Genomic DNA, 23,794 nt, shown 5'->3' on the forward strand with positions numbered 1-23,794 from the left:
ACTCCTTACTTAATGGGTAATACATTATAGAGATGTTTAATGTATGTTATAGCTTTTCTGAAAAAGTAAGTTTCTTCCCTTCATTTATTTCACGTATAATTTGAAGGTCTACTTTTGGCTTTCGGTCATAGGTTAAAAGACCATTAATTTCTTGTTCCACATCTGTAATTTGGGTATAACAGAAGCCTTGTACGAGTGGTGATTCTAGTAAACTAGAAACGACATTATAGTATCTTTTAATAAAGTCGTCGTCGTTTGAGGCAGATGTATAGCCCCATCCTTGCCAATCACTTTTTTTGTAGGCAATACCGCCAAACTCTGAAACCAAAATCGGTTCACCTTGATAGGAAAAACCTGGTACAAATAAAAAACGATCTGCCGGAGTAAACTCTAATGTATTTTCCAACTTTGAATATCGTTCTTTCAGTACCTCTTTTTCCCCAGCATAATCATGGATGGTTAAAATATCAGAAATGGTGTGTTCCCACCCATCATTAGAAATAACTAGGCGTGAATCATCCAAGGATTTCGTTAGATAGTAAAGGCTTATTAAATGATTTGCTTGACGGCGGTCTCTTTTTAAACGTGGAGCACCCCAACTTTCATTAATCGGCACCCAAGCTACAATAGAAGGGTGATTATAATCACGTTCAATTGCTTCCTGCCATTCAGATGTAATCCGTTTGACTGACTGATCCGTAAAAGTATGGCTATTGGCCATTTCTCCCCATACAAGTATTCCTAAATGATCAGCCCAGTATAAATAGCGCGGCTCCTCGATCTTTTGATGTTTCCGTACGCCATTGAAACCCATTATTTTTGTTAATAGAATGTCCCTTTTTAAGTCTTCATCTGTTGGCGCGGTTAATAGACTAACAGGGTAATACCCTTGATCAAGAACAAGCTTCATGTAATAAGGCTTATTATTTAATTCAATTTTTCCGTTATGTACGGAAATTTTCCTCATTCCAGTGTAGCTTTCTACTTTATCTACTATTTGATTGTCTTCTATTAAACAGATTTTTATCGTATATAGAAACGGATTTTCAGGCGACCATAGTTTCCCGGAACCATTTTTAAAATCAAGTAATGGAATTAAGTGTTTGTTTTTTCGCTGAACAAGATTTACTTGAATTGAATCTTTCCCAACCAATTGATCATCGGAAAAGATCTCGATTTCAATTTTTTGAGTTTCGGCTCTATGTTGAACAAGATATTCAAATGTTAATTCACCTAAATCAATGTTTGGCGTTATTTTCACTCTTTCAATGTAGGCTGTATTCACAGGCTCAAGCCAAACCGTTTGCCAAATCCCGGTTGTACGCGTATAAAAAATTCCTTCTGAGTTCTCTTCCCAATATTGTTTTCCTCGTGGCTGCTCTAGATCAGTGGAAACATCCTCCACTCTAACAACCACTTTATTATCACCATTTTGTAAAGCATCAGTAATATTGGCATGAAAGGATGTATGTCCTCCTTCATGGAAGGTGACAAATTGTCCATTAACCCAAACCGTTGCACGATAATCTACTGCTCCAAAATGAAGAAGAATTTGTCTTCCTTCCCACTTATCCGGGACGGTGAATGTTCGCTCATACCAAACCACATCATGAAACCCAGTGTTTTCAATTCCGCTTAGCTTTGTTTGAAATGCATAAGGAACAGTAATTTCTTGGGTAAAGTCATGCTGTCTATACCATTCTTGCTTTAATCCAAGATTCTGGTCATCAAAATCAAAATTCCATTGACCATTAAGATTTAACCATTCGGCACGTGCAAAATCAGGTCTTGGATATTCCGGTCTCGGAATCTGTTTCATCATCTTACTCTACCTCCGAAAAAAGTCGTTTTAGAGCATCTGCGTTAATGGCAAGACTCTCGTACGGATCAAATTCAAACTCCTCTTGCTCAACTGTGAACCATTCAATTCCTATTTTTTCTGCTTGTTTTATGAGGGAAGGAAAATCAAGCTGACCTCTTCCAACTTCTGTTCCCTTCTTTTCACCATTCTCAACTTTCAAATCTTTTATATGTAAGGATATAATTCTGTTTTGATAGTTTTGAACGATTTCAAGCGGATTTTGCTCAGCATAACTTGCCCAATAGCAATCAAGTTCCATTTTCACTAATTCTGGGTCTGTGTTTTCGAATAAAATTTCAAAACCCGATTTATTTCCAATTTTCTGAAATTCAAAATCATGATTGTGATAACCAAATAGAAAGCCCTCTTTCCTGCAATTTTCCCCAATTTGATTCAGCAATTGTGCTGTTTTCTGGTATTGATCAACTGTTCCCCGCATTTCTTTTGGAATAGCGGGACAAACGATTAAATTATTTTCGATTTTTTTATGATATTCTAGAGTCTTCTCTAATCCGTCATTTAAAAGTTGGTTTATGCCAACATGAGCACCGGCAACGGCTAGTCTATTTTCGTCTAATACTTTTTTCACTTTTTCTGCAGGGGTATTAAAAAATCCAGCAAATTGGACACTTTCATACCCAAGTGATGCCACTCTTTCAATGGTTCCAAGAAAATCCTTTTCTGCATCCCTCCATACAGAAAATAATTGCAAGCCCACTTTACCACTCATTACTATTCAACCTCCCTTAGAAAAATAAAAGCGGATAAAGTTATTTAACCGCTTTCCAATACGTTATACTACCAGTACATTTTGACTGATTTTCACTGCTTCACCTTTGACACCCATTAACGTTACATTCATTTCATCGGCCTTTTCAACGTTTGCAGCGAATGCTGTTTCCAAAAGAAAGGAAGCTCCATTTTTGAATGTAATCATTCCGCGGTCATATCTTCGATTGAGAAGTTTTCCCAATCCCATTCACCCATCAAACCTACACCTTTTTGTTTTCCCAGCTTTTGATAGGTAATGCCAAAAACAGTATCTGGTTCTGGGGACCCATCAGATATAAAGCGGTATCAAGCAGAAATCTCGATTTCAGAAATTTCTACTCTTCTTCCTTGATTATGTGAAATCTTTGCAGCCTGGTTTACTAATGTTAATCCTAAAGCATCACTTTTAGAAATGGTTGATTCTTTTCCCTCAACGATTGCCTTTTCCCATTGTACGATTGGCAGTGGAAGTGCCAATGGCAATGCTTCTGGGGTATTCCATTCGTTATTTAACTTTTTACTTTTTATTCTAATCTTAGAATCTTCTATTAATAGAGTTCCCTCTGTCCCATACAGTTCGAGTTGGAATGGACTGCCATTGGAAATGAAGCCAGTTTCAATTGTTCCTAAAGCACCATTTTCATATTCCGTTATCACAACGGCATAATCATCTACTTCATATCCAAATTGATGGGAGAACCTTGCTGTTACTGCTTTCACAGGTCCCGCGAGGCGGTTCGTTAAGTAAATGGGATGTGCTCCAAGGTCAATCAATGCACCGCCGCCGCATTGTTCTTTATTAAAAAAGTGTTCAGGCAGCCAGCCGTTAGGGTGTCCCTCAATAGGAACAGCACCATTATGAGCTAAACGGCAGCGGATTGATGTTAATTTCCCTAATAGTCCTTCTTCTAGTATTTGCTCCGCATATAAATAGTAATTTTCTGTCAATCGCGGCAATGATACCATCAACTTTACTTGATTCTTCTCGACAGCTTCAAAAATTTCTTTACAATCTTGGATAGTAAGTGCCAATACTTTTTCAGTAAAGATATGTTTCTTGTGTGCAGCAGCTTGAAGAATGATGTCTTTATGAAGATTAGTCGGAGTATTTACGATGACTGCACCGATCTCCTGATTTGATAGCACTTTCATTAAATCTTCTTCGAATGCTACTCCTAATTTTTTTGACCATTCTTTACCGCGTTCGGGATTTTCATCCCAAACGAGTTTTACTTGGAGATGCTTACTTTCTTTTACTTGACGGGCATAATCATCTGCATGAACATGCCATTTACTTAACAATGCAACATTAACCAACTCTTACCTCTCCTTTTTAAGAAAATATCTCTATTAATCTCGAGAGTAAGTCCATGATGTCAATTTACAAACTTTTATTATTTCTCAGATAAAGGTTCCACAATCACTGTAACACCGCTTTTTTCAATCTCTTGAAGGATTTCTTTATCTGCTAAATCCGTTGTTATGAATATATCTACCTCTTCAAAATTGCAAAAAGAGGTAAGGCCGGCTTTTTCTAGCTTGCTATGGTCAGCGACAACGACAATTTTTTGACCAGCCGAAACCATGCCGCGTTTGATTTCAGCCTCATATAAATCTGAACTTGTAAATCCTTGACGCAAAGATATTCCAGAGGTCCCCAGGAAAACAAAATCGGCGTTGTACTTTTTTAGCTCTGTTTCTACTTGGGGCCCTACAAGACTCATCGAATTTCTCCGAAGTTTTCCTCCTAATAAATAGATGGAGTCAGTTTCATCTTTGCTGCATTCTTCTGCTATATTGATCGCATTAGTAATGACTGTTAAGTTCGCATTCAAAGGCAAATTCTTTGCTATATACCATGTAGTTGAACCGGCATCTAAAATGATAATTTGTCCCTCTTTTACCAATTTTGCTGCAGCCCGTCCAATTAAATCTTTTTCAAGAGAGTATTGCAGCTTCCGTTGATCAACAGGAAGAATAACAGGAACATTGTCAGCATCCTCAGCTAAAATTGCTCCGCCATAATTTTTTTCCGCGATCCCTTCTTTTTCAAGCTGAAGTAAATCCCGGCGAATCGTTTCTTCTGAGACATTTAATAGTTCCACCAGGGCAGAAACTTTTACACTTTTATTTTTTAATAATAATTCCTTAATTACCTTACGGCGTTCAGCCACAATCATTTGTATATTCCCCCTGAACCCATTCCAATTAATCTGGTAACTAGACCACAATCTGATTGTATCTTACTCTTCCCGCCCCAGTAAAATTAATTCGGCAATTTGTTCGAAAGGGTTCCTAGTTTTCATGCTATATTTCCAATTACCGGTGATTTTTTATAGAAATCAGCGCCTCTGCATGTTGGCCAAAGCAATGGGTTCCAATGGTTAAATCCACAGCAATTCGTTCCCTATAACCCTTTTTTCCTTTGGGAACGGTAATTTGTGTTGAAAATTGAATGGACTCTTTACCGGCTATAACTTTGCGATATTCGTTGTTTTCTACATGCCATCCTATTGGAGTAATCATTTTTGCCACTGCCTCATGTTGATCATGGAAAGGATTTTTTATCTCAACAGTGACAGTGAAGGTGTCTCCATCTAAAACGGTTATTTGATATGGCTGAATAACAGCTCCAAAGCCTTCAGAGCCGAAATCGATTTCATCTAAAGGTAATAACTGTCGATGAAGCTGTCCAAGTGCTAAGCCTTTTTCTTCAATGCTCTGCAGGTACTCTTCCGTTACCTCCACTGGATCCCAATGACCAGAAATAAGCATATCCGGTCTAAGTTTTTTATATAATTCTGCACTTTCTATGTAGTCGTTAATCCGGAACTTATTTTTATAAACGAAATTGACATCCTCTATTTCCTGGTATTGATCCCCAATAGCTAGTATCTTTTTTCCATCCACTTCAAAGTAAATTGCCGCAGCATAAAGTGTATGACCTGGATGTTCATAAATCGTTAATTCATATTCTTCCCATATTATTTTTTTCTTCAGTGGAAGAATTTTATCCACTTTTATAGGGTCGTACCAAAGACATGGTAAATCATAATTCTTTGGCTGTTCTAAGATATCAGTAAAGTTTTCAGGACACCATACCTCTGTTCCTTCAATCTCTTGCAATAGATTGATACCTGCAACATGATCATCATGATAATGGGTAGGAATCACTACCGCAATTTCGTCAACATTGTATTGCCTTTTTAAGGCAGGAATTGAATAAAGCCATGGTCTTCTAGAAGCACGGTCACTCCCGGAGGCGATTCCGCCAATCGTATCGTAGCCAAAATCAATCATAAGTGCTTTACCGCTTTCAGAAATAAGAACATATAAATTTGCCATACTAGTACGATTCTTTAATAAATGCGGGGTGATTTCTTCATATGGTTTTTCTCGAAGCTGAAAAAGTCTTGGATTATGCTTTCTTAAATTTATTAAATCCGTTAACCGTTCAATTAATAGATTGATAGCTGGGATAGGATCATCCATTACTTTCCCATGCGACGGGAGGATTATCTCTGGATTCCTATCTTTTAGATCTAACAAAGAAAGAACACTAAGTGCCAGCCCCTCACCACCGTTATATGACCATTGGGTTGCCGATAATGACCAAACTTTTCCTGGTGAATAGATTAAATCGCCTGAGAACGCCATTTTTTTCCCATCCAAGTCAGTGAAAATGGTGATTGATCCGGTTGTATGTCCAGGTGTCGGAATAATCATGAACTCTATTCCATTTATTATCGGTTTTGTGTAGTCTTTTAATGTTTCAAATGTTGGGATAGGATGGAGCAAGGAAAATCGATCTTGTCTCATGTTATAGTTATTATCAATAACTCTCTGCATCCAATGTTCGTCCACTTTTGTGAATAAATCTTGTTCCACGTGTGGAACCCAAACACTGATTCCCTCTTTCACAGCACGGTCCAACCCTTGTCCTTGATCACGATGGTGATGGGTCATAAGGATATCTGAAACTTTTTCTACACCTATCGAGTAAAGATTATCCAGAACATCGCCATTTCCAAAATCAATTAATATAGCAGTCTCTCCATTTTTTATCACATAGACATTGCAAGTACTCTGGTATAAGAAAAGATTAGACGTTATTTTTTTCATTGTATAATGTACTTCCCCGTTTTTTCTTTAGACTTTTGATTTGGCGTACTCTATCAATGGCAGGAGCACCTTTCCAGCATACCGTTTATGGTGATTTTCCACTTCTCCCGCTGACTCCTTTAACCAGTTAAGAATCCCCATAACATCACCTTCATTTTTCTCCAACGCCCGTAAAACTGCAATTGCTCTCCTTCCAGCCCAGGCCCAGCTTTCCATTAATTCAATCCAAGGTAATAGGTTGTTCCGCAAAGCATAATTTGTTAATCGAAACTTTAACGTATAACCAGCTTCATCAAGCAAATCTAAATAATCATATAGCGCGTTAACAGCTTGGCTAATTAAAGCACTTTCTCCAGCTTGAAGCTCTTCCAATGCGTGATTTGTTAGTTTCTCCAGTTTTTCTGCCTCTGGATAACCAAGACAGGAAAATAGTGAGTTTTCTGCAAAGATTTTTAATGCACGATAATTATCCTCTCCGCCAATCTTTTTTAACGCTTTCTCCCATGAGGTCCATGGGTTGTAGCTTTCAGGATTTTCAAAGTAATCAGCGAATGTTAGCAAGGCAATTTTTGAGGCCTCTGCCTGACTCATGGTATTTACAATAATACCTTTACTCACCTTGGTTAACGAGGCATCTCTGCCGCTAATAGGACCAATATGCATTTCACTGGTCATCGATAAGTCATTAACTGGGTAGTTATCCCAAATAATTGGCTTTCGGTTAATCGCATTGGCGAAATTTTTTGTATCTTGTTCCGTTATGGTCTTCGAACAAATTTCAGGACCCGTATAACAAATATCAACGTCTGGGGAGATTCCCTCTCCGATCTCATATATATAATCACTAAACGGTGCTTTTCCATGATAATCGGTAGGACAAATGGACAATTTACAAGTTTCATCAAGTGATTTCAACCAATTGTGAAGCTTATTCGTTAAAAAAACATGTGCTTTTCCGTAACTTTTAAAGATTTTTCGCTCTTGCTCATACTGAAATTCTGCTTTGATATCATCAAGCATAATCATAAAAGTTCTGACACCGATATCATAAAAAGCTTTAAACTTGGTTGTAATGTGCTGAAAATCTTCTTCAGATGCATAATTAATCGAAACTCCAGATCCGATACTGTAGCAAAAATCAATACCAAGCTTTTTGGAAAGTACAAGGGTTTCTGCAAACTGGTCCATGATAAAATCAGGATACGGCTCTCTCCATCTTCCACGGTGCTGACGGTCATTTTTTGGTCCGTAAACATATAGGTTATACCCGTGCTCAGAAATAAATGATAGTAAATCATTTCGTTCCGGCGCAGTATAAAAAGCACCGTAAAAGCCTTCGACTACCCCTCTAATAGGAAATAATGAACGATTCATTGGATAAACTCCTCCGATTTAGAGATTAAATGTACCAGCTTGATTTGAACTGCCCAAAAAGTCTTGAATTTTTTCCACTACCGTACTTTCTACTGCATTCCTAGCAGTCTCTAATTGATCAGGTGTTAACGTTTTACATTCCTTATTTGTCATTCTTTCTTCTCGTGCCAGAGACTTTAGTAATGCAACTTCTAAATCAGTAGCAATATTTACTTTACTAACACCGCCGTTTGGAAGGTTAATCGCCTCTTTCATCATCTCTGATGGAACCCCTGAACCTCCATGAAGGACTAAATGAACTGGTGTAAGATGGCGAATAGCTATTAATCTCTCAATATCTATTTTTGGCTGTCTAACATTATAAACACCATGTGCCGTACCAACAGAGACAGCTAGTGCGTCACAATTTGTCTCATTTACAAATTTCAATGCTTCATTAGGGTCCGTATACAGTTCCTCATCTTTATCCGTTTCCACAAAATCAGTTGTTCCAATTTTCCCTAATTCCGCTTCCACCGATACCCCTTTAGAATGAGCATATTCAACCACCTTTTTAGAGATCGAAATATTTTCCTCAAGCTCCTTTTCTGATGCATCGATCATGACAGAAGTAAAACCAGCTTCGATTGCTTCTTCAATAACTGAAAATTGCTTGGTATGGTCAAGATGCAATGTAACCGGTACAGTAATATTTTCCTCAGCCAAAGTTGTGTAGAACTCTTCGGCAAATTCTGTCGGCGTAATGCCGTATCTTTCCAATTCCTTTTGTGAGATTTGAACAATCATTGGTGAGTTCGTTTTTTGTCCTGCTCGAAGCACAGGTCGAATCATCGGTGTATAACGCGGTGAAAAAGAGCCAATCGCATAGCCATTTTTTTCGGCGATTACTAATGCTTCCTTTAAGGTGAGAACATTTTTCAGTTTCATTTCCTTTGTCATTCTATAAATCTCCTTTTCGAGTCAATATTTGGTTATCCCTTGGACCCAGCCGTTAAATTCATTCCTTCGATGAAATATCTTTGGAAAATGAAGAAGAGAATAACTACTGGCAGCAAAACAAGTAAAGATCCGGCCATTAAATAATTCCATTGTGTTTCAAGCTGTCCTTTAAATACTTGAAGACCTATTTGTAAAGTATAGAACGATTCATCAGTTATATAGAGTATTGGTCCTAAGAAATCATTCCAGGCACCATTAAAAGAGAAAATGGCAACGGTGGCAATCGCTGGTTTCGCAAGTGGAACCATAATTTTTAACCAAATGTAAAAATGGTTTGCACCATCAATTTTGGCTGCCTCAATTAATTCATTAGGAATTGTTAAAAAGAATTGACGGAGTAAAAAGATGAAAAAGGCACTCCCAAAGAAGGATGGGACAATTAATGGAAGATAAGTATTTAGCCATCCTAATTTAGAATACATAACGTAATGTGGAATCATCGTTACGAAACCAGGAATCATCATTGTTGCAAGTACTGCTGCGAATAAGAAATTGCGGCCCTTGAAGCGAATTTTAGCAAATCCATATGCGATGAATGAGTTTGCTACTACGTTTCCAAATACAACACATACTGTAATAAATAATGTATTCAATAAATAACCAGTGAACGGAGCCGCTTTCCATGTATCAAGATAATTTTCAAAATGCCATTCCTTAGGTATAAAAGTAGGCGGATACTGCATAATTTCTGTCATGCTTTTCAGAGAAGTCGCAAACATCCACCATACAGGAAAAAGAATGATCACACTTCCAAGCAAGAGGAGGAATGTGATAATGGTTTGTGAAATCTTTTTACGAGTTTTTGCACTTTTGAAGTATGAAGAGCTTTTTTTGGATGGATTTCTCATTTTTGATCATCTCCTTCATAGTGGACCCAACGCGGAGCTAATTTTAAATTAATTAATGTAATAATTAATACAACAACGAATAGTATCCATGACATCGCCATTGCATATCCCATATCAAAAACTTTAAATGCTTTATTAAACATGTGCAGGTTAAAGAATACCAGGGAATTGGCCGGTCCTCCGGTGCCACCTGTGGTCATTACATAAGCTTCCTGAAACACCTGGAATCCTCCAATTAAACTTGTAACTAGGTCAAAGAAAATGACTGGAGTTATCATCGGCAAAGTAATATGTACAAACTTTCGAAAACTATTGGCTCCATCTAACTCTGCTGCCTCATACAATGAATTTGAAACCCCTTGTAAACTAGCAAGATATAAAAGCATTCCCCCGCCAAGACTCCAAAGCTTCATTAAAATCAATGCTGGTTTCGTCCAGTTTGGATCAAATAGCCAGGCAGGACCTGTTATTCCAATCCAAGCTAATACTGTATTAACAAGACCCGAACTTGGATTTAATAATTGCATCCATAATAGATAAACACCTACCCCAGATAAAACGGCAGGGAGATAATAGATCGTTCGATAGATTCTCATCCCACGTACTCCCTGGTTTAACAAAACAGCTAATAACACCGCGCCAGCTGTTGTAATTGGAACCGAAATCGCAACATAGTATAAAGTATTTTTTAAAGAAATCCAAAATAGGTCGTCATTGGTAAACATTCGAATATAATTTTTCAACCCAATAAAATCCATCCGAGATGTGATATCATAATTCGTAAAACTGGCGTATAACGAAAACAACATTGGACCAGCAGTTAAGACTAGAAAACCAATCAACCATGGAGCTATAAAAATATATCCTTGTAACCCTTCTTTTTTCTCAAGGGACATTTTTCTTTTTTTAACTTTGTTTGTTTTGGTATCTGTACGAACTTCTGTCGTAACTTGGGTTTCCATAATACAACCTCCTATCTTAACTTGTTATAGAAAACAGGGAGAGAATAATCGCTTCACTCCCTGTTTTTTCATGAGTTATTTTGTGCTTTCTACTAATTTTTCGACTGCCTTTTGGGCGTCATCCAAAGCTTTCTTAGAAGTTTTTTGTCCTAATAAGGCTTGATCCAATTCAGGGTTGATTAAATTAATATAATCAGGTGCTTCTAATGGAAATGGTGTTAAAATGGTATCTTTCATATTCTCAACAGCAGCTTTATATACGTGCTGATCCGCTTCAGATAATACTGAACTATTTGCTGCTTTTTCTGCAGCTTCTATGTTTGCAACATTGTCAAAGTTTTTAACTGCCCAATACTCTTGAGCTTCTGGACCGGTTAAATATTTGATAAATTCATAAGCTGCTTCCTTATGTTTTGAACCCTTTGGAATTTCCGCTACAAATCCTCCGCCCCAAGATGTATTTCCACTTCCTGGTTCCATTTCAGGCATTGGTGCAACACCAAAATTCATTCCATTACCGTAGTCACGGATTTTTGTGTAAGAAGTTGCAGATTGTACTGCCATACCAAGTTTGCCAGCAACAAATGGATCTGCTTGATTTTCACCAAATTCAGCCTTAAACGCATTGATAACATCATCGCCATAATGCTGTTCATAATCATAAACCCATTCAAGTGCTTTTACAGCTTTCTCATCGTTAATGGTTGGTTTACCAGCTTTATAATCCCAATAACCTTCTCCAGTGGCATTTATCATCCAAACATCAGAGTTAATCCCATGTCTTGGTAAAAACCCAAGGCGGTTATAACGGTTTCCATTTTTTTGATCAATTTTTCGGGCAAATTCCTTTAACTCCTCCCATGTTTTAGGCGGTGTCTCAGGATCTAGCCCAACTTCTTTAAAAATATCCTTGTTCCAGAAAAGCAAGCGAGTATCTGTATTGAAAGGCAATGCAAAGGGAACTCCCTCCTCGGTTGTAACCGCATTCCATAGTTCTGGGAAGTATTGATCTTTAAGGCCTGGATCTTTCTTAGAGAATTCTTCTAAACTTTCAACTTGATTTTTCTCTGCACGTTGTCTAACCGCATTAATATCGTTAATTATTACATCCGGCGGATTACCGGCAGCCACTGCAGCAAGCTCTTTAGTCCAGATATCCCCAAAAGGAAGATATGTATGCTTTACATGGATTTTGTCTTGAGACTTATTAAAGTCATCAATGATTTTCTCAATAATCGGTCTGCGAATTTCAGATCCCCAAAATGTCCAAAAGTCGATTTCTACTACTCCATCTTTTGAGCCGCCACTTTTACTTGCTGTCTCAGTTGATGTCTTGTCTGTTCCAGCACATGCACTTAGAAAAGTTACTAAGCTTAATACTAGAACAAGTAGAAGTGAAAAAGATTTTTTAAAGCTTTTCATGCGTTTTCCCCCTTTTATCATTTGGAATGTCTTAGCCATTCATATCCCACTGAACTACTAGATTGATAAACTATAAAATGAGGATTTTTAACCAAAAATTTGTTTTATGACGTTTTATGCATTTTGGTAACGTTCCCATTTTGGTTTATTGACCAGTTTTGTGGTTTATTGTGGCTTATCCTCATTATCGATGTATACGTTTTCAATGTCAATAATCTTTTGAAAATTTATTAAATAAAATTTTAAAAATAGTATTCTATTGAGCCTTTTCTAAACCCGAAACTACCCCTTTTGTCGTAAATAATGCACACAAACTCCCAAAAAACAATATTCCGATTCCTGTTGAAAACAAAAACAACACAAAAGACCCCACAATCCCACAAACTATAAATAACACCATAAATGGTCTTTTCATTACAAGAATAAATGCAAGTGATAACGCTTTATACCATGAAGTCTCGTATTCTACAAAAACTGAAATACTATAAAAAGCAATAGGCATAAATAAAACCGTTAGGATCATGATGGAATACCTCAGCATTAACATGATGTTTTCTGTTTGATCCTTTAATATCATTAAATCGGTATATAGAAACACACCAATAAGCGCTAACGGTATACCCAGTGGAAAACTTTTTATTAAATATTTTTTAAATGCTTTCAAGAATGCAGGTAATATATCAATATCCTCTTCTCCTTTTACAAGTTGCATCATAACGGAATACATGGCAAAGGTTGAAGGAATGATGGTAATGACAGGAACAGAAAATAGCAGCCATAAACAATTTACCCACGATAGCCGCCAAATCCACTCTATGATAAAAAATATTGCCTTTTTGCCCATAATGATCCTCCTCAAATAAATTAATCCAGCTTGCGATACTCCCTGGGGGAAAGCCCCGTAAATCGTTTAAATTGCTTGTTGAAAGTGCTTAAAGACTGAAATCCGCTTGCGTAAGCGAGGTCGATCATACTTTTATTTGTGGAACGCAGCAGGTCCATTGCATTTTGTATCCGCAGACGGTTAAGAAATTCGGCTGGACTTAATCCTGTTAATCTGCGGAATTCCTTATAAAACATGGTTCTTCCCATTCCTGCCTGCCAGGAGAGAATTTCTGAATCAAGTGGTTTCTGATAATGTTCCAGCATATAACCCACTACTTCTACAATTTCAGAAGATGGTAATTTTGCTGGAGTAGTAGTTTCGAATACTTTGGAAAATTGGTCTACTTGCAATAGAATATCGATTAAATGCATGTACTGATAAGTTACCCATGCACCCTTTCCCATCTCTTGCGCTTTCATCGCAGATTCCGCTGCCTTCCTTATAGCTTTGGCGGAACTTGTCTCAGCAGGAATTAAAGGATGAACTCCATGTGCCGTATAGAAGGGCTTGAGCAATTGGTTTCCTTCCGGGATTTTACGTACAACAGAAGGAGTAAATAGAACTAAAATACACTCAAATGGTTTTTCAGGCTGCGCGTAACTCCAATGCGGTTCAATGGGACGGCACAAGAACACGTCTCCTGGTCTACCGATATAAGTCTGATTGTTAAACTTATATTCAAGCTCATTTTTTAGGACTACCCCTATTTCTAGACAGTCATGAATATGCAAATCATGCTCTTCATCCGACCCCCATACACGGCAAAATGCAAAGGATCGCTGTAAATGCAAGTGTTCCACATACATTTTTTAACACCTCGAATTCATATCATCATTTGTACAAAACGATGAATTTTCAACTAAATTAGACGAGAAATCTCAATTTTGGTTATGGTAGAGTATTACCAGATTATCTAACTGAGGTGACCCAAATGAGACTTTATATTATTGGTGCAGGCGTAATCGGGCGTACCCATGCTGAAGCCGCGCAAAAACTTCCCGAATCTATTCAGCTGCGAATAGCAGATTCAAATCCTAATACTCTAACAGATTTTTGCAATCAGTTTCCCGAGGCAATCGGTTTCACAGATGCTGAAGAAATGTTACGCTTTGAATCAGCACATGAAGATGATATTGTCATCGTTGCAACTCCACCAATTGCACATTTCAGTCCTACTAAACTATCTTTAGAATCTCGCCGCCATGTCCTTTGTGAGAAACCATTGGCGATGAACTCTTCTGAAGCCGAAGAAATGTTTCAGCTTGCAGATAAGGAGAAACGCTACCTTGGATGCTGCAGCGTTCGATTTAAAGGAATGCCCCATATGGAGACAGTCAAAGAAGTCATTCGCTCGGGTTGTTTAGGAGATATTTATCATGCAACGTTTGTAAACAAGTGGAATAGAAGTCGATCAGGAATTGAATATCAATCTTCAAGCCGCTGGTTTTTAGATTCAAAGCAAAGCGGAGGAGGCGTTTTAATGGATTGGGGACCTTATGACTTTTCCACTTTACATGACATACTCATGCCCAATGTGATTGAATTCCATACTGCATGGATTTCAAAGCCAATAACCGAAATTGACCCAAGCGATACGCCTTTTAACGTTGAAACACATGTTGGAGCATCAATGACCTTCTATTCCGATCACCATCAAATCCACGTTCATTACGAACGTGCTTCTTGTACTCACGGTGAGGAGTATGTAAGAGCTGAAATTGAAGGTACACTCGGCTCCGTAACATGGACACCATTTGATTCACGGCAGCCAGTCTTCCGCCGATATGATCAGAACGGACAAATTGTGGTGGAACAGGTAGTAACCGCTCCAAGAAGCGAGTTCACGATTTTTGATAATCCACTCCTTCATTTTTATCGGAAAGTAAAAGGTCTTGAATCGTTTGCCAATGTTAATGAACAAGCACTAAAAAACTTTCTTTGTATAAGATCACTATATTCTGTCGCACAAACCGGACAAAAACAGACGATTAACATGAATCAGAAGGGGGTCACACTGTGAACATAAAAGGATTTTCATCCAATATGTATGGATGGGTTGAACGTTGGAAAAAAGACAACAAGCAACCAAGATGGGAAGAGATCTTTTCAGCCTGTGCAGAGGCAGGTCTCGATGCGGTAGAAATTGATGCTGACCATGAGAAACTAAAGATGGCACGTTCCTTTGGGCTCGCAGTCTCTGCCTCTTATGTAGGCCTCCCATTACATGTCCCATTTAATCATTTAGAATTTGAACAAACTGTTTTACCGTTTGCTGAACGTTTAGCATCAGCAGGTGGTTCTGATTTACTGTTAAATGCGGACCCCATTAACTGGAAAACCCCAGCTGCAAAAACGGAAGATGATTTCAAGCAGCAGGGTGAAAATTTAGCCATTATTTCCGAAATAGTAAAACCAATGAGTGTAAAGGTTTGTTTGCACAATCATGCAGCAGATCATCATAATGCAAATGGAGACCTCAGATCTGTCATCGATTATTCAGATCAATCTGTAGGGCTATGTGTAGATATGGGCTGGGCCCATGTAGCTGGCTGTAACCCAATTGAGTGGGTCAATACGTATCCAGAACGGATATTTGCTTTTCATTTCCGTAATCAAAATGGTAAGGTGCCAACAGAAGACTTATTAGATGGTGAAATAGATATAACCGCCATGCTAAAATCCGCTGCAGCAGCTAATTATAATGGGTGGTTGGCACTAGAGCTTTGGCATCCGCCAAGTACTCAACCTAAACGAACTATGACAGAAGATGTAAAACGTTCCATCAGCTATCTAAAAGAACTGATTCCAGCATTTACAAAATAACTGTGTTTTACTTAAGCAGAAGGCATGTCCTAATAATAGGTTCATGCCTTACGTATTTATGAAAGGCTATGAACAATCTTTCCATTTACGATTGTCATTATCACCTCAAAGCCGTTATTCAGTAACACAAGGTCCGCATCTGCACCAGATTTGATTCGTCCTTTTTGATCTAACCCAAGTATATTAGCTGGTGTCTCCGTCGCCATTAAAACTGCATCTCTAAGTGGGATACCAGTCTTTACTGTTTTTGCCAATGCCTCATTCATTGTGACTGTACTTGATGCAAGAGTTCCATCACGTAATTTTGCCACTCCATCTACTACCTTAACCTCATGACCTCCAAAAATGTATGTTCCATCCCCCATCCCCATTGCCTGAAGGGCATCCGTAATTAAGACCATTTTGTCAGGTCCTTTTTCACGATATAGCAATCGAACAATTGCGGGATGAAGATGTTTATCATCAACGATGGCTTGAACACTAACTTCATGTTCTTCCATCGCAGCTACGACGATTCCGGGATCACGGTGGTGGATAGGCCTCATACCATTAAAGCAATGCGTAATATGGCTGGCACCACTCTTAAAAGCTTCTTTCGCTTCATCATAGGTTGCATCAGAATGAGCAATAGCTGGAATAATTCCTTGTTCTTTTAAAAATGAAATCATCTCTAGGCCGCCTGGCAGTTCTGGTGCCAATGTCACCATTTTTAAGAGTGAACCGGAACACTCTTGGATCACTTTCATTTCTTTCAAATTTGGATGCCGTAGATAGCGTTCATTTTGCATTCCTTTTCTTTTTACATTTAGATAGGGACCTTCGATGTGAATACCAACAATTTGCGCTCCAGGTTCTTGGCCTGAAACGTGTTTTACATTTGAAATCATTTTTAATAGATCTTCTAGTGAAGAGGATACTGAAGTTGCTAAAAAAGATGTACATCCGGTTTTGGCGCATGCTGTGGATACGGCTTCCACACTTTGAATCGTTCCATCCATCATGTCAAACCCCTCGGCGCCATGAATATGTACATCAATCATTCCTGGTATTAATAAATGGCCGTTCCCATCCAGTTCAAAATCAGCGGAAATTCGCGGTAAACTTCGTTCATGATAAACGGAAACGATTTGTCCATCTCGAATTAAAACAGCTCCCTGTTTCGTTCCTTCATTACCTATCAATCGAACATTATGAATTAGAGTAGTGCCCATTTTTGATAGCCCCTTACTGTTTTTTATCTTTCGATAGAAATGATTAAACTTGTTAAAATGTTCCCCCCAGCAAAAGGTAGATACCTGCCGCAGGGGGGAATCTTTTATTAAATATTAAGTTTCAAATTTGATTCCAGTGCTTCTACTGATTTTAATGCCACAGTAAGTGAGCAAATGCTATCTTTATAGGTTGATAAAACAAGATCAGGATTACGTTCGGAAATTGCCTTTGCAAATGCTTCTAATTCAAGGCGATATAACGCCTCATCTTTCGCTTCAAATAGGATTTCCTGTTCATCCACTTTTCCACTCACTTTACCATTGGCAAGGTCGAGTGTTACATGCAGTTCATCTGAAATTAACTCTATTTGGGTAACAACACCAGGATAGCTCCACGTATGTGTATGATTTTGTAAAATTCCATTCGTATATTTCATGGTCAGGCTAAAACTATCTTCAATTGTGAAGTCTTCCCCTTTTGGCACGATAAGGTTATCTTGATACCCTGTGACTTGATCTACCTCTCCTAATAGGTAGCGGGATAAATCAAAGATATGAATCGCTTGGTCAAATGCAGGGCCTCCAGAGCGTTCCTTATCAAAAAACCATCGCGGCCAATTAGGTCTTAAAGCAAGACCATCCAGCATTGCACTTCGTACTAATGCTACTCTTCTCCCTGCGATAAGTTCTTTTGTTTTCTGAACAGCGCTGCTATAACGATACATAAAACCAACGCTGTTAATTACGCCAGTGCGGCCTAATATTTCATCAACCTTTTTTGCCATTTCTAGATTTTTCGCTGGTGGTTTTTCAATGAAACAGTGAATTCCGCGCTCTGCTGCTTCGCGTACTAAAAACTCACGTACTTCAGGCGGAGTACAGATGATAATCCCATCAGGATGTGTTTCGTCTAGCATTTCAACATAATTTTGGAATCCCTTAACGCCAAATTTATTAACAGCCTTTGCTAACAGCTCTTCATTTAAATCGCAAACACCAACAACTTCTATCTCATTAATTTCTTTCATCGTATTTAAATGGCCTTGACCTTGCCATCCTGTCCCCACAACGGCTAAACGTACCATGCTCATCTCTCCTTTATAAGATATTTATTTTGTGCTGTTCTCTATTTAATGGAATGGTCTTCTACCCTATCCTTCTCTAGTAATGCACTGATCCATTGTAAGGCGGCTGCGCACTCTTCGGTTGGGTCATGGTCACCGGACTCTTGCTCGATCGAAGCTGTTTTATCATATTTCAATTCTTTCAACACCTGAACACATTCCCCAATGTTAACAATCCCTGTTCCTAAGGCTACCGGGTGGTGGTCCCCTGCTTCTTTTACATCCTTTAAATGAACATTGATCAGATGGTCTTTTAATTGCCAAAGTGCTTCAGGCGCATAAAAGCCTTGTGTACCAAACCAGCCAGTATCAACTGCTGCCCCAAGTAAATCACCATAGTCCCCAATAACTGACTTAATTTCATCAGGATTTTTTTCAGGGTGATTTTCAACAGCTACCTTTAATCCATACTCATTGCATAGTCCATAAATTGCAGGTGCTGATTCTTTCGTAATCCCACTAGTAATCATGTCAACCCCAAGCATTTTTGCTGTTTCAAAACAAAGACGGGTCCACCTGGGATATCTAACCGGGTCTCCAAGCGAACAAGAATAGGAATATACACTTAATCCATGACGCTGCCATATTGCTTTTAATTCGTCAGCTAAATAATGGGTCATAAATTTTGGAAAAGCATGTCCCATCCAGAGTTCTATATGTAGAAATCCTGCACGTTGAATATCACCGCAAATTCTCTCAAATTCAGCTAAACAAAAGTTTTCGATGACCTTCCGTTCAGCAGCACCCCATTCATCCATACTAGTTTGATAGTTTGATGAACGTGCAAAGTAGTTAGCAGTTTGAAAACCTAAGAGCATATCTACACCTCGCTAAATTTATAGAATTGATTTGTCTTTTCACAAAGTTAGAGCTTTCAATCAACAAAGTTCACAAGTTTTTTGATTAAACATAATTTAAACCTTCAGGGTGTGGGAGGGGTATGGGGAAAATCCCCTTCAAGGTACGATCTAATTCAGGATCTCCTAGAAGTAATAATTTTTTTAAATATTCATTATCTACTATCATGGTCTTACCGTTAAAAGTAAGCTCTTTGTACTTTCTATCTAGATCCACAATTTTGACTTTCCCATTAAAAAATGGCTCTAATTGCTCCAACAACAATTTTAAACTGGTGATTTTAAGTGTTCCTGGAAAAGGAGAAATGGTATTCTCAATAGTATTGAGTTGTCTATTAAGCTCCGATTCATACATAGGAATCGAAATCTTCAAATAATTTACACCGAATTCGAATGATTTTGCAAAAATAGCTTTGATTGCTTCCGGCTCGCCTCCCCATTCAATCACACGGGCAGCAGTTTCGTTTTTTGGAACACCAAAAACAACAAAACCCCTCATTTGATTACCCATTTCCGATACTAAAATCTTGTGGTCCATTTTCTCAATACTAGCAAAGCCTTTTGACTGATGAAGGATGGCAAAATCGTATATACTTTGCTCAACACGTACTTTCTTAGATTGATGGAGTGCATGTAAGGAAAACCAATCATATGGGAGAATTTCTCTTACAGAGTATCCATTTGAAGGAGATAGTTCTCCAATTTGTATTTCGTATTTTTTTAACTCCCCATAAACGGTACAACCTGCTTTTTGATAGATTGGTAAATTCCCTGATACAAAAAGAATGGAACCTTTAGCCTTTTGGACATGAGAAATAACATTTTCTAATAAAATGCTCGCATAGCCTTTGTTTCGGTGATTTAAAAGTGTACAAACTGCACCGATGGAATAGGCTTGAATTTTAGCAGCGCCTACATGGACAATCGAAGGTACTAACCCAATAAACGAGACTAATTGCCCATCGATAAATGCACCATATGATTGATTCAATGATGGTGAAAATACTTGTGGGAATGCATCCCCCATTGAAGTATGCTCACTATCTCGAAACGTTTGGTCTGCTAAGGTAATTGCCTGATGGTATTCCTCTGCTCTTAATAATCTAAAATCTATCATTATTTCTCCTTATCAAATCACTTGTTTATGATTACGAGAATTTTTCAATCATTTTGCTAATTGGTTTATACTGATCTTTGTATATCTGTCGATATTGTTTATACATTTCATGATCAGGCTGTACGACCATGTTATCAGCCTTTATTGTAGCCGCAACGGCATCCTTTAAAGTCGGATATATACCTTCACCTGTTGCTGCGGTTAGGGCTGCCCCGCAAAGTGCCGCTTCTGTAATATTTGGAAGGAAAAGATCAATGAAAGAAACATCCGCTTTAATCTGCATCCAATAAGGATTGCGGACTCCGCCTCCAATAACGCTCATTGTGCTAATGCTCAATCTTGTTGTTGTTTCAGCAGCCTCACGAATCATTTCCATTTGAAAGGCGTTCCCTTCAAGAACCGCTTTAAGAAGATCCGGTTTCTGATGAACTTTCTTTAATCCAAGGAAAGCAGCTTTTGCATGCGGATTGGGATTTGGTGCACCACTTCCGGATAAATATGGATAAAAGATAATTCCAGTTGGTCCTTCATCAGCCTGTTCTAAATAGCTATTAATCTTTTCATAGGTTAGGCGGTCGTCACCCAGAATATCACGCATCCATTCTATTGATCCTCCAGATGATGAATGTCCCCCCATCCAAAAATACATGTTATCAATTGGATGAATACCAAACGACAAGCCAGATTCGTAGTCTTCCAATGTTAGTTTTCGCTTCGTAAACGTACCCACCAATGTTTCCGCTGTCCCCATTGAATTATAAACATGACCGCTTGTAACGATACCCGCTGCCAAAGAAGAACAAATATGGTCATGACCCGCAAGATAAACCTTAGTTTCAAAATTTAAGCCTAGCTTGTTCACGTCTTTTTTCACATTTCCAATTGGCTTTAAACAATGTGTAACATGAGGGAATAGTTTCGGATTGAAGTCAAAATGGGTAATAGTTGCATCATCCCACTTATTTTTGTCAATTTGGTATACAAACGTTCGAGCAGCTAATGTTTGTTCCTCTGCTATTTCTCCTGTTAAACAGTATCCGATAAACGAAGAAATAGATAACCATACAACATTTTGATTAAAAAGCGATGGATCTCGTTCTCTTAGCCAGAGTAATTTTGCGAGTCCATATTTGAAGGACGTATGGAGCCCAGTTTTGCAAAACTGGGCAAACGAATCAATGTTATTATTTATAAAATTTACATATTCAATTGAGGAATCATCAAACCAAGGAATAATTTCAGTTGCTGGTTTACCTGTATCTGCATTTAGGAGCAGACCACTTTCAGCCATGCTAGTTATACTCACTGCACGAACGTGCGGGGAGCGGAATGATCCCAAAACTTCTTCAATAAGTTCTGCAATATTGCTCCAAAGAGCTTGAGGATCTATATAGGTGTATCTATCATCAGGATGTGTACCATATGGTGTTTGTCTGCTAGATACAACTTTACATGAACCATCCTCATCAAATAAACCTGCTTTAAGATTTGTAGTACCGATATCAATAGATAAAAACATCTTGTACACTCCCTATACAGAAAAGCTTCCTGCTGTTACAATCCGGTGATATGAATTTCTTCCTAGAGCACCATTAGGCATTTTCCACGGGGCATCAAAATAAAGGCGTTCTTCCTCTAATTCCTCAATCGCAGCAATATTTCCATCAAGCCACAGCCGGAGACGATACTCCGCTGTTTCTAACCTGGATAATACCCCTCCGTAGCGAATATCAATGACTTCCCAGCCAAATGGCTTATTAGAGGAAAACCATAATGTTCGATGAAGCTTTCGTAAATCATCAATCATGTTACGAAGCATATCAATCTTAGTGTTTATCTGAGCGACTCCTGTTTTATCTTTTCTGTCATATGCCTCTTTAAGTTGTATTCCTATTTCAGCTTTAATGCTTAAAACATGCGCAAGTTGTGTGTAAAAGGAAAACATTTCGGAGAATTCATTATTTCTATTTATTGCTTTTTCTAATCTATCAGCTAAGCCTTTGTAATGGTCATTTAATGGTAATGCTCGGATATTCTCGTCGTATAAACCAATTAAAACATCCTGCCATAATAAAAATTTCGATGGGTGGGATTCGTGCAAGTTATCCTTTGAAACACCAGGTGTTTCATCAAATTCATTTAAAGAAAGAAAATCCTCCCAATTACCGCCTGTACAGAATGAAAAACGTCTAGCTAAATGGTCATCACTGACATCTTGGCGATATCCATGTTCAGCGAAGAGCTGCAGTCCTGCTAAACCAGCGTCAGAGTGTGTTTCGGCTCCGTTATCGCCCCACATTGTTGCAAAAACTTCATTAATTCCTTCTTTTTTACAAGCTGCTAGAGCAGCATTCGTAGTAACGACTGTTTTTCCGTAGTTCGGGGCAATGCCATTCCACGTCCATACTCCTCCAGCAAAAATCGGTTCTGAACCAAATTCTTTATGTTTTTGTAAAAAGGTCCGGTAAAATTCCTCATCCGTATGATAATAATCCCAATATACAAATTGAACATCTTTTGGCATAGATTCAATTACGTCATCTGGAATGTTCGAATGTAGGTCATAGTAATTTCCTGTCTTTGACCCAAGTCGAAAATACATATCGCTCCATATCATCGGTTTTAACGACAACTTTTCAGCCAAGGATACAACCCGCTCGAGGTGTTTATTCATAATATCAAAGCGTTTTTCGTATCCGTGCTCCTCCAAGTATTTTCCTAAGCCAAGCTGATGTGCTTCATCCATTCCAATATGGATCCGCTTACTTCTGTATGGACGTGATGCGGCTTTTAACATATCTTCAATAAATATATAGGTTTCTTCATGATCCGCTAATAAGATATCTGTCGTATCCCTGATACTTGCGGCATAATTCCATTTCAGTGCCTCTGCTAAATGCGCAAGTGTTTGGATACATGGAATCATTTCAATACCGAACGCATCTGCATAGTCATCGCAGGCTTGTAATTCCTTCTCTGTATATCTACCGCGCATATAGCCGAAATATGGGTATTTCTCGACCGAAAAGGTATCCTCAGTGTACATCATGACAATATTCAAACCCATTAAAGCCATTTTTCGTAAAAGAGTCTGAATCCCTTCTAAGGTCAATACGGCATTACGCGAGCAATCGACCATCACACCGTTCGTTTTAAATTGCGGCTCTTCAATGATTTCAAATTGGTTGCTCTCTTCAAACTCCTGCAGCCACAATCCTAATGCACGGAAAAAGTGAATTTTTTCTTGGTAGCAAATTTCTCCTCTGTCTTGTTGACAGAAAGCTGTTAATGGTCCAGTTTGTTGTTTCACATATAACGGAAATCCATCTTTTGATTGCTGAATATTTAGCTCAATACAAATAATCTCCAAACCTTGTTCAAGGCCCTTCAAATCACCGCTAAAATTTATTTTCATAT

Annotated in this window: 20 protein-coding genes and 1 pseudogene; 2 read left to right on the forward strand and 19 right to left on the reverse strand. The window is 38.3% G+C overall.

Annotation, left to right across the window (positions count from 1 at the left end):
- Positions 1-46: 46 nt before the first annotated feature.
- The 13 genes and pseudogenes from QFZ31_RS11850 to QFZ31_RS11910 form a co-directional block, all read right to left on the reverse strand.
- Positions 47-1,822 carry a glycoside hydrolase family 2 protein gene (locus QFZ31_RS11850; RefSeq protein ID WP_307303145.1) on the reverse strand — a complete coding sequence of 592 codons (1,776 nt, stop codon included), beginning with the start codon at positions 1,820-1,822 and terminating at the stop codon, positions 47-49.
- Between the two features lies 1 nt (position 1,823).
- A complete protein-coding gene (locus QFZ31_RS11855; protein WP_307303146.1) occupies positions 1,824-2,591 on the reverse strand; it encodes a sugar phosphate isomerase/epimerase family protein in 768 nt (255 codons plus the stop codon).
- 96 nt (positions 2,592-2,687) lie between these two features.
- A pseudogene (locus QFZ31_RS11860) lies at positions 2,688-2,946 on the reverse strand (gfo/Idh/MocA family oxidoreductase); the annotation flags it as partial.
- Positions 2,939-3,949 carry a Gfo/Idh/MocA family protein gene (locus QFZ31_RS11865; RefSeq protein ID WP_307303147.1) on the reverse strand — a complete coding sequence of 337 codons (1,011 nt, stop codon included), beginning with the start codon at positions 3,947-3,949 and terminating at the stop codon, positions 2,939-2,941. The gene QFZ31_RS11865 and the pseudogene QFZ31_RS11860, both read right to left, overlap by 8 nt.
- A gap of 77 nt (positions 3,950-4,026) precedes the next feature.
- A complete protein-coding gene (locus QFZ31_RS11870; RefSeq protein WP_307303148.1) occupies positions 4,027-4,812 on the reverse strand; it encodes a DeoR/GlpR family DNA-binding transcription regulator in 786 nt (261 codons plus the stop codon).
- 139 nt (positions 4,813-4,951) lie between these two features.
- Positions 4,952-6,754 carry an MBL fold metallo-hydrolase gene (locus QFZ31_RS11875; RefSeq protein WP_307303149.1) on the reverse strand — a complete coding sequence of 601 codons (1,803 nt, stop codon included), beginning with the start codon at positions 6,752-6,754 and terminating at the stop codon, positions 4,952-4,954.
- Between the two features lie 27 nt (positions 6,755-6,781).
- Positions 6,782-8,128: a protein O-GlcNAcase gene (locus tag QFZ31_RS11880; protein WP_307303150.1), complete on the reverse strand. Its 1,347-nt coding sequence runs from the start codon at positions 8,126-8,128 to the stop codon at positions 6,782-6,784.
- An 18-nt stretch (positions 8,129-8,146) separates the two neighbouring features.
- Entirely contained in the window at positions 8,147-9,067 is a 921-nt protein-coding gene (locus QFZ31_RS11885; protein WP_307303151.1) for a class II fructose-bisphosphate aldolase, read from the reverse strand.
- A gap of 32 nt (positions 9,068-9,099) precedes the next feature.
- On the reverse strand, positions 9,100-9,975 hold the full coding sequence (locus QFZ31_RS11890) for a carbohydrate ABC transporter permease (RefSeq protein ID WP_307303152.1): 876 nt from the start codon (positions 9,973-9,975) through the stop codon (positions 9,100-9,102).
- Entirely contained in the window at positions 9,972-10,937 is a 966-nt protein-coding gene (locus QFZ31_RS11895; RefSeq protein ID WP_307303153.1) for a carbohydrate ABC transporter permease, read from the reverse strand. Before QFZ31_RS11895 ends, QFZ31_RS11890 begins: the two co-directional genes overlap by 4 nt.
- 75 nt (positions 10,938-11,012) lie before the next feature.
- Positions 11,013-12,359, reverse strand: coding sequence for an ABC transporter substrate-binding protein (locus tag QFZ31_RS11900; RefSeq protein WP_307303154.1), 1,347 nt, complete (start codon positions 12,357-12,359; stop codon positions 11,013-11,015).
- A gap of 256 nt (positions 12,360-12,615) precedes the next feature.
- Positions 12,616-13,203 (reverse strand): YesL family protein, encoded by a 588-nt coding sequence (locus tag QFZ31_RS11905; protein WP_307303155.1) that lies wholly within the window; start codon positions 13,201-13,203, stop codon positions 12,616-12,618.
- Positions 13,204-13,223: 20 nt separating this feature from the next.
- A complete protein-coding gene (locus QFZ31_RS11910) occupies positions 13,224-14,051 on the reverse strand; it encodes an AraC family transcriptional regulator (RefSeq protein WP_307303156.1) in 828 nt (275 codons plus the stop codon).
- A 125-nt stretch (positions 14,052-14,176) separates the two neighbouring features.
- Between QFZ31_RS11910 and QFZ31_RS11915 the strand changes: the two genes are divergently transcribed.
- Both QFZ31_RS11915 and QFZ31_RS11920 read left to right on the forward strand, forming a co-directional pair.
- On the forward strand, positions 14,177-15,265 hold the full coding sequence (locus QFZ31_RS11915) for a Gfo/Idh/MocA family protein (RefSeq protein ID WP_307303157.1): 1,089 nt from the start codon (positions 14,177-14,179) through the stop codon (positions 15,263-15,265).
- Complete coding sequence (locus tag QFZ31_RS11920) at positions 15,262-16,068, forward strand: sugar phosphate isomerase/epimerase family protein (RefSeq protein WP_307303158.1); 807 nt, start codon at positions 15,262-15,264, stop codon at positions 16,066-16,068. Before QFZ31_RS11915 ends, QFZ31_RS11920 begins: the two co-directional genes overlap by 4 nt.
- Before the next feature lie 56 nt (positions 16,069-16,124).
- Here the strand turns inward: QFZ31_RS11920 and nagA are convergent, their stop codons facing one another.
- The 6 genes from nagA to QFZ31_RS11950 form a co-directional block, all read right to left on the reverse strand.
- Positions 16,125-17,279, reverse strand: a complete 1,155-nt coding sequence (nagA, locus tag QFZ31_RS11925) for an N-acetylglucosamine-6-phosphate deacetylase (RefSeq protein ID WP_307303159.1) — start codon at positions 17,277-17,279, stop codon at positions 16,125-16,127.
- Positions 17,280-17,386: 107 nt separating this feature from the next.
- Positions 17,387-18,364 (reverse strand): Gfo/Idh/MocA family protein, encoded by a 978-nt coding sequence (locus QFZ31_RS11930; protein ID WP_307303160.1) that lies wholly within the window; start codon positions 18,362-18,364, stop codon positions 17,387-17,389.
- 41 nt (positions 18,365-18,405) lie between these two features.
- Positions 18,406-19,221 (reverse strand): sugar phosphate isomerase/epimerase family protein, encoded by an 816-nt coding sequence (locus tag QFZ31_RS11935; protein WP_307303161.1) that lies wholly within the window; start codon positions 19,219-19,221, stop codon positions 18,406-18,408.
- An 85-nt stretch (positions 19,222-19,306) separates the two neighbouring features.
- Positions 19,307-20,377: a GNAT family N-acetyltransferase gene (locus tag QFZ31_RS11940; protein ID WP_307303162.1), complete on the reverse strand. Its 1,071-nt coding sequence runs from the start codon at positions 20,375-20,377 to the stop codon at positions 19,307-19,309.
- A 31-nt stretch (positions 20,378-20,408) separates the two neighbouring features.
- Complete coding sequence (locus QFZ31_RS11945) at positions 20,409-21,896, reverse strand: FGGY-family carbohydrate kinase (protein ID WP_307303163.1); 1,488 nt, start codon at positions 21,894-21,896, stop codon at positions 20,409-20,411.
- A gap of 12 nt (positions 21,897-21,908) precedes the next feature.
- Positions 21,909-23,792 (reverse strand): beta-N-acetylhexosaminidase, encoded by a 1,884-nt coding sequence (locus QFZ31_RS11950; protein ID WP_307303164.1) that lies wholly within the window; start codon positions 23,790-23,792, stop codon positions 21,909-21,911.
- Between the last annotated feature and the right edge of the window lie 2 nt (positions 23,793-23,794).

This window comes from Neobacillus niacini (assembly GCF_030817595.1).
Classification (GTDB): Bacteria; Bacillota; Bacilli; order Bacillales; family Cytobacillaceae; genus Neobacillus; species Neobacillus niacini_G.